This window comes from Blautia sp. ZXY-1-B12 (assembly GCF_056339915.1).
On sequence record NZ_JBWJVP010000077.1, the window covers coordinates 1 to 7,342 of the forward strand.

Sequence of the window (7,342 nt, forward strand, 5' to 3'; positions counted from 1 at the left end):
ATTCAGAAGTAGTAGATACGAATGGAAGCGGACATGGTGCATTGGCGGGAGTTCTTAATGCGTTGAATGCAGATGTTCTGATCTGTGGCGGAATCGGAGGCGGTGCACAGACAGCATTAGCGGCAGCCGGTATTAAGCTTTTCGGAGGAGTATCCGGAGATGCGGATAAAGCAGTAGAAGCTTTTATCAATGATACACTTGACTATAATCCAGATGTGAAGTGTTCTCACCATGAACACAACCACGGGGAAGGACATACATGTGGCGAGCACGGATGTGGAAGCCATAGCTGTCATTAAGAAGAATAGTAAAAAATAATAATATGAAAGGATGTGACAAGGCAATGGAGAAGTTACCGCAGCGCCTTCTTTTTTGTTATTTTCATATTGATTATTTCTTACTTGCCAAAAGTAATGAATTGAGCGTATAGTACTCCCATCTTTTTGTAACGGTCAAAGATGGGAGTATACTTAATTTATTGAGATGTGTCAATTATATAACTGGCATATGCCATAAATAGAAATAAAAAGAAGTGTAATAAAGTAAATTATCTTTTCTGTGATATTATCACTGAAGTAAGACTTTCTATGAGGTATATTAAGTTCAAACAGGAGAAGGAGTTGAAAAATATGACATCAATAAATATAAATAAAGAAAAGTTTGGACAATTAATTCATAAAGAAAAACCGGTTTTGGTTGATTTCTGGGCACCTTGGTGTGGTTATTGCCGTAGAATTGGAGCGGCTTATGAAAAAATAAGTGAAGAATACAGCGATATTCTTATTGCTGGAAAAGTAAATATTGATGAAGAACCACAGATTGCAGAAGCTGAAAAGATTGAGATAATTCCTACGCTGGTTTTATATCGAGATGGAAAGGCAATAGATTCTATTGTTGCACCTGAATCAAAAATAATGATAGAGAATTTTATTAATGAAGCATTGGAAAAATAAAAGGAGGACTGCTGTATGAATGAAAATCATGTTTACGATATGATTATCGTGGGGGGAGGACCTGGAGGGTATACTTCAGCATTATACGCAGCCAGAGCAGGATTTGATACAATTGTTTTAGAAAAATTATCTGCAGGTGGTCAGATGTCATTGACCTGGCAGATTGATAACTATCCTGGTTTTGAAAATGGAATTGACGGATTTTCATTGGCAGAGAAAATGCAAAAACAGGCGGAAAAATTTGGCGCTAAAAGTGAATATGCTGAAGTTTTTAATATGGATTTAACAGGAAAGCTTAAGAGAGTAGAAACTAGTTCGGGAATTTATATTGGGAAAACAGTAGTGATTGCTACTGGAGCAAATCCAAGAGAACTTGGTCTTGCTAAAGAAAAAGAATTGATAGGTCATGGGGTTGCTTATTGTGCCTCCTGTGATGGTATGTTTTATAAAGATAAGATTGTGGTGGTTGTTGGTGGTGGAAATTCTGCTGTATCAGATGCTGTTCTTTTAAGTCGAATTGCTAAGAAAGTCATCATTGTTCATCGAAGAGATACATTACGTGCAACGAAAATCTACCATGACCAGCTGTTGAAAACTGAAAATATAGAGTTTCGATGGAACAATACAGTAAATGAACTGATTTATGGAGAACGATTGACTGGTGTGCGGTTGAAAGATACAGTTACAGGAGAAGAAAACATTATAGAATGTGACGGCCTGTTTGTGAGTATAGGAAGAAAACCGACAACAGATTTTTTAGATAATCAGATAGAACTGGATAATAAAGGATATATTGTGGCAGGTGAAAACACTGAAACGAGTATTCCGGGTGTTTATGCTGTAGGAGATGTCAGAACAAAGTTACTTCGTCAGATAGTAACAGCAGTTGCAGATGGTGCTATGGCAGTACATATGGCAGAAAAATATATGGGGAAAATGTAAAGTGAACTCCGCCTTTTGGCATAGGAATTGTTTTGTTAAATTAAATAATGAAACAGAAAATAGTCATTTTGATAGACCATATTAACTATAAATAATCAGAATTTGAATAGTGAACTTTTTACACTGAAATATGTATGATTCTAATAATGAAATGAACTTATGGGAACGTATTGCGGATACTTTGTGAACTTTATCCTGATACAATGATTATGCTGATGAAAGAAGGCGTAGATAACTGAATACAAAAAAGAGACGAAAGGGGGCTGTCCTGAAAACGTAGTTCAGCGATAACCTATAAACAAGCATTCTAAATAAGCTCGCCTTTTGGCGGGCTTATTTCCTTCTCTTAATTATACAGTTAAAGAGATTCATTTCGGCTGAATCATTACATTTACCCCTAACTTTTCTAATGTACGAATATTCCTATTGATTATCTTTTCTTGATTGATAACGGAGTAGTAGTCCGCTCCAAGATCATGATAAGGAACTTTCTCTTTTAGTATATGATAAATCGAGATTAACATGGTATGGGCTACTGCAATTAAAGCCCTTTTCCCACCTCTGCGCGCGGCAATTCTTTGATAACGGGAGTAGAGATAACTTTGCTTGTTTCGTATTCCAGCACGAGCACATTCCACCAACGTTGCTTTCAAATATTTATTTCCTTTCCGTATTCGTGTACTCATCTTTTTTCCGGCGCTTTCCTTACACTCAGGCACAAGCCCCGCCCATGAGCTGAAACGGGATTCATTTTGAAAGTGCTCCATTTCCACACCAGTTTCCGCTAAAATTCGTTCTGCACTTTTTCTTCCAATCCCAGGCATATCATCCAAAGCTTCGATTGCCCAATTTATGGATTCTGTTTTTTTTTTAATATCTGCATCTAAATCCATAATTAAAGCGGTCAGGCTTTCAATATGCCCAAGTTGATGTTTCAACATTTTTTGCTGATGTTCTGATATCCGTCCTTGTAGGGATTTCTGCATTTCTGGAATTTTATCTCTGGCTCTTCCTTCGGCAAGTTCACTTAAAACAACCGGATCTGTTTCTCCAGATACAATTGCCTTTAAAATTGTCATACCGCTTTTTCCGCTGATATCGGTAATTACACTGCTCAATTTAACATTGCAGCCTTCTAACACAGCCTGGATTCGATTTAATTCACGAGCACGTTCTTCAATTACCTCCTGGCGGTAACGGGTTATTTCTCGCAGTTCTCTTTGATCCCTATTTGGTATGTAACTTGCTTTTACTAATCCATGGCGTACCAGATCGGCAATCCACTCTGCATCTTTTACATCCGTCTTACGTCCGGGAACTCCTTTGATATGCTGCGCATTCACAACCATGATCGGTATCTGTTCTTCTTCAAATATATTATATACAGGTTTCCAATAAGAGCCCGTACTTTCCATGGCAGCCATCTCACAATCTGTTTCTTTCAGCCACGAAACTAATTGGAGAATATCTTCCGTCATTGTTGAAAACTGACGGATTTCTTTTTTTCTGACACTCGTAAAAATACAGGCTACCATCATATTTTTATGAATGTCAATCCCACAACACCGCTTATACAATACTTCCATAAAGCAAACCTCCTTCGCATAAGCCGATGCAGCTCCTTGCTTAATTGTTGGCTGTCCTGCGTCCTCATCAAAACCCGATGGAAACAAAAAGTGGTACACCTAAGGAGCTGAAAATCAGTCTGTCGGACGGGCTTGTAAGCACCAATCCCCTTCCGATCTTATTCGGCACCTTAAGTATACCACTACATAACGTATAGCTAGTATTCAGTTTTCATTTATTGTGGTGAGATTTTCTCATGATTGTCTGTCGGGAAATAGATAGTTCCAAAGCAGAGATGGTATGACTCACAACGAGTCATACCATCCCTGAATTTATCTGAAAAAAGAAAAAAAGATGGCTAACGACAACCATCTTTCTCTCCGTTACATGTTATAATGTAACTATGCTAACAACTAATTATTATAACGATTTTTTGAGTTTGGGAAACAGAAAATTAACTTTAGTTTCTTCGAATTGAGTTTACCTGACGACGATCCAGTCTATACCCTGAAAAAAGTGATGGAGGAATTAGATTTTTCTGGCTTGTTAGTCAATTGTCCAGATAAGGGAAGAACCGGGTACAACCCAATTATGATGTATGCTGTAGTTACCTATGCAAATATGCGGGGAATACGTTCTGTTGGCCGTATTGTTGATCTGTGTGAAAGAGACCTTGCTGTTATCTGGCTGACGCGCGGACAAAAACCGAAACGTGATGCTTTTTATGACTTTAAAAACAGAAAGCTGACATCTGATGTTCTGGATGACCTGAATTACCAGTTTATGCGGCGGCTGCAGAAAGAAGGGCTGATCACATTAAAAGAACTTTTTATTGACGGTACAAAGATAGAGGCAAATGCTGAACCGTTATACTTTTGTATGGCGCGGAAGCATCAATTACCATCTGGCAGGACTTCTGGACTCTATCGACCAGCTTTTTGAAAAATATAATTCTTTTCTGCAGGAGAATGATTATGGGACAAAGTACGAGCTGGGAAATGCACAGATGTTTGTGATCGAAGGGATGGATAAAGTCCGGGAAGTGATCGAAAAGAACAGAAAACGAAAGCTTGTAAAACATAAAAAGCTTTCAAATAACCGTATTATAGAGATCGATAACTGTTCACCGCTTGAAATACGGAAACTCCAGAACAATCTCACGATGATCGCAGACAACGAGGGAATCGAATTTGTTTACGGAAAAGGAAAAAGAAAACCTGCACTTCAACAGTTGCATGAGGAACTGGAACAATGCGGAAAACGACTGATGGAATATAAAGAATGCTTTGAGATCATGGGAAAAGACAGAAACAGTTATTCCAAAACAGATCTGGAAGCAACTTTTATGCGTATGAAAGAAGATCACATGCTGAACGGACAGTTAAAGCCAGCATATAATGTTCAGATCGCGGTAGAGAATTATTTTATCGTACATGGATATGTAAGCAGCGACCGCACCGATTATAATACCCTGATCCCGGTCCTTGAAAAACATAAGAATGCTTTCGGGAGTATTCTGGAAGAAGTAACTGCGGACAGCGGGTACTGTAGTGAAAAAAATCTGCTTTATTTAAAACAGAATGAAATATCCAGTTATATAAAACTGCAGGATCATGAAAAGCGAAAAACACGCGCTTATTCAGAAGATATCAGTAAATATTACAACATGAGGACAGGGATCTTTGAAGATGAACAGTTCTATATCTGCCATGACGGACGTGAACTGCGGCATCTCAGGACAGAGAGCAAAGAGCAGGATGGATATACACAGACCTTTGAGGTATATGGTTGTGCAGACTGCAGCGGATGTGAACATAAAGCGCGCTGTCTGTATAAGTATGATGCGGAGAAAGATGCCGAAAAGAACAAAGTCATGAAGATCAATGAACAATGGGAGGAACTGAAAGAACGATCGCATGCCAATATCCAGAGTGAACGCGGGATCCTGAAACGCCAGACACGTTCCATTCAGACGGAAGGACATTTTGGAGATATCAAAGAAAATGAGAACTTCCGGCGTTTTAATTACCGTTCGGCAGATATGGTATATAAAGAATTCATGCTGTATGCTATTGGAAGAAATATAAATAAATATCATCGTTTTTTATACGAAAAACTGAGAAAATTTGAAGGAAAAACTGCCTAGAAAAAAATGCGGCTGAAAAAATCCAAACAAGGATTTTTTGCGGCCAAAAACAGAAAGTATTTATCGAAATAAAAATATCCTGAACAAGTTGCAGGGCCAGAAAGCCTTGTAACTGTCAGGATATTTTTGTTTGGTGCTGTCAGCTTTAAAAAACGTTATTTACCGACAGACAATCATGAGAAAATCTCACCACAATAAATGAAAACTGAATACTAGCTATACGTTATGTAGTGGTATACTTAAGGTGCCGAATAAGATCGGAAGGGGATTGGTGCTTACAAGCCCGTCCGACAGACTGATTTTCAGCTCCTTAGGTGTACCACTTTTTGTTTCCATCGGGTTTTGATGAGGACGCAGGACAGCCAACAATTAAGCAAGGAGCTGCATCGGCTTATGCGAAGGAGGTTTGCTTTATGGAAGTATTGTATAAGCGGTGTTGTGGGATTGACATTCATAAAAATATGATGGTAGCCTGTATTTTTACGAGTGTCAGAAAAAAAGAAATCCGTCAGTTTTCAACAATGACGGAAGATATTCTCCAATTAGTTTCGTGGCTGAAAGAAACAGATTGTGAGATGGCTGCCATGGAAAGTACGGGCTCTTATTGGAAACCTGTATATAATATATTTGAAGAAGAACAGATACCGATCATGGTTGTGAATGCGCAGCATATCAAAGGAGTTCCCGGACGTAAGACGGATGTAAAAGATGCAGAGTGGATTGCCGATCTGGTACGCCATGGATTAGTAAAAGCAAGTTACATACCAAATAGGGATCAAAGAGAACTGCGAGAAATAACCCGTTACCGCCAGGAGGTAATTGAAGAACGTGCTCGTGAATTAAATCGAATCCAGGCTGTGTTAGAAGGCTGCAATGTTAAATTGAGCAGTGTAATTACCGATATCAGCGGAAAAAGCGGTATGACAATTTTAAAGGCAATTGTATCTGGAGAAACAGATCCGGTTGTTTTAAGTGAACTTGCCGAAGGAAGAGCCAGAGATAAAATTCCAGAAATGCAGAAATCCCTACAAGGACGGATATCAGAACATCAGCAAAAAATGTTGAAACATCAACTTGGGCATATTGAAAGCCTGACCGCTTTAATTATGGATTTAGATGCAGATATTAAAAAAAAAACAGAATCCATAAATTGGGCAATCGAAGCTTTGGATGATATGCCTGGGATTGGAAGAAAAAGTGCAGAACGAATTTTAGCGGAAACTGGTGTGGAAATGGAGCACTTTCAAAATGAATCCCGTTTCAGCTCATGGGCGGGGCTTGTGCCTGAGTGTAAGGAAAGCGCCGGAAAAAAGATGAGTACACGAATACGGAAAGGAAATAAATATTTGAAAGCAACGTTGGTGGAATGTGCTCGTGCTGGAATACGAAACAAGCAAAGTTATCTCTACTCCCGTTATCAAAGAATTGCCGCGCGCAGAGGTGGGAAAAGGGCTTTAATTGCAGTAGCCCATACCATGTTAATCTCGATTTATCATATACTAAAAGAGAAAGTTCCTTATCATGATCTTGGAGCGGACTACTACTCCGTTATCAATCAAGAAAAGATAATCAATAGGAATATTCGTACATTAGAAAAGTTAGGGGTAAATGTAATGATTCAGCCGAAATGAATCTCTTTAACTGTATAATTAAGAGAAGGAAATAAGCCCGCCAAAAGGCGAGCTTATTTAGAATGCTTGTTTATAGGTTATCGCTGAACTACGTTTTCAGGACA

The 7,342-nt window shown here is 38.7% G+C and carries 5 protein-coding genes and 1 pseudogene; 5 read left to right on the forward strand and 1 reads right to left on the reverse strand.

The window, feature by feature from the left end; translation table 11 throughout:
• The 3 genes from AC075L_RS05495 to trxB form a co-directional block, all read left to right on the forward strand.
• On the forward strand, positions 1-299 hold a 299-nt coding region (locus AC075L_RS05495; RefSeq protein WP_476387305.1), incomplete at its 5' end, for a NifB/NifX family molybdenum-iron cluster-binding protein.
• A gap of 330 nt (positions 300-629) precedes the next feature.
• Positions 630-953 carry a thioredoxin family protein gene (locus tag AC075L_RS05500; RefSeq protein WP_005330449.1) on the forward strand — a complete coding sequence of 108 codons (324 nt, stop codon included), beginning with the start codon at positions 630-632 and terminating at the stop codon, positions 951-953.
• A gap of 15 nt (positions 954-968) precedes the next feature.
• The gene (gene trxB / locus AC075L_RS05505; RefSeq protein ID WP_476387306.1) at positions 969-1,895 is read left to right on the forward strand and encodes a thioredoxin-disulfide reductase; all 927 of its coding nucleotides are present in this window, start codon (positions 969-971) and stop codon (positions 1,893-1,895) included.
• 368 nt (positions 1,896-2,263) lie between these two features.
• Here the strand turns inward: trxB and AC075L_RS05510 are convergent, their stop codons facing one another.
• A complete protein-coding gene (locus AC075L_RS05510; RefSeq protein ID WP_476387299.1) occupies positions 2,264-3,481 on the reverse strand; it encodes an IS110 family RNA-guided transposase in 1,218 nt (405 codons plus the stop codon).
• A gap of 383 nt (positions 3,482-3,864) precedes the next feature.
• Between AC075L_RS05510 and AC075L_RS05515 the strand changes: the two are divergent.
• Together AC075L_RS05515 and AC075L_RS05520 are read left to right on the forward strand one after the other, a co-directional pair.
• Positions 3,865-5,607: pseudogene (locus tag AC075L_RS05515) on the forward strand (IS1182 family transposase).
• A 413-nt stretch (positions 5,608-6,020) separates the two neighbouring features.
• On the forward strand, positions 6,021-7,238 hold the full coding sequence (locus tag AC075L_RS05520) for an IS110 family RNA-guided transposase (protein WP_476387299.1): 1,218 nt from the start codon (positions 6,021-6,023) through the stop codon (positions 7,236-7,238).
• Positions 7,239-7,342: the final 104 nt, after the last annotated feature.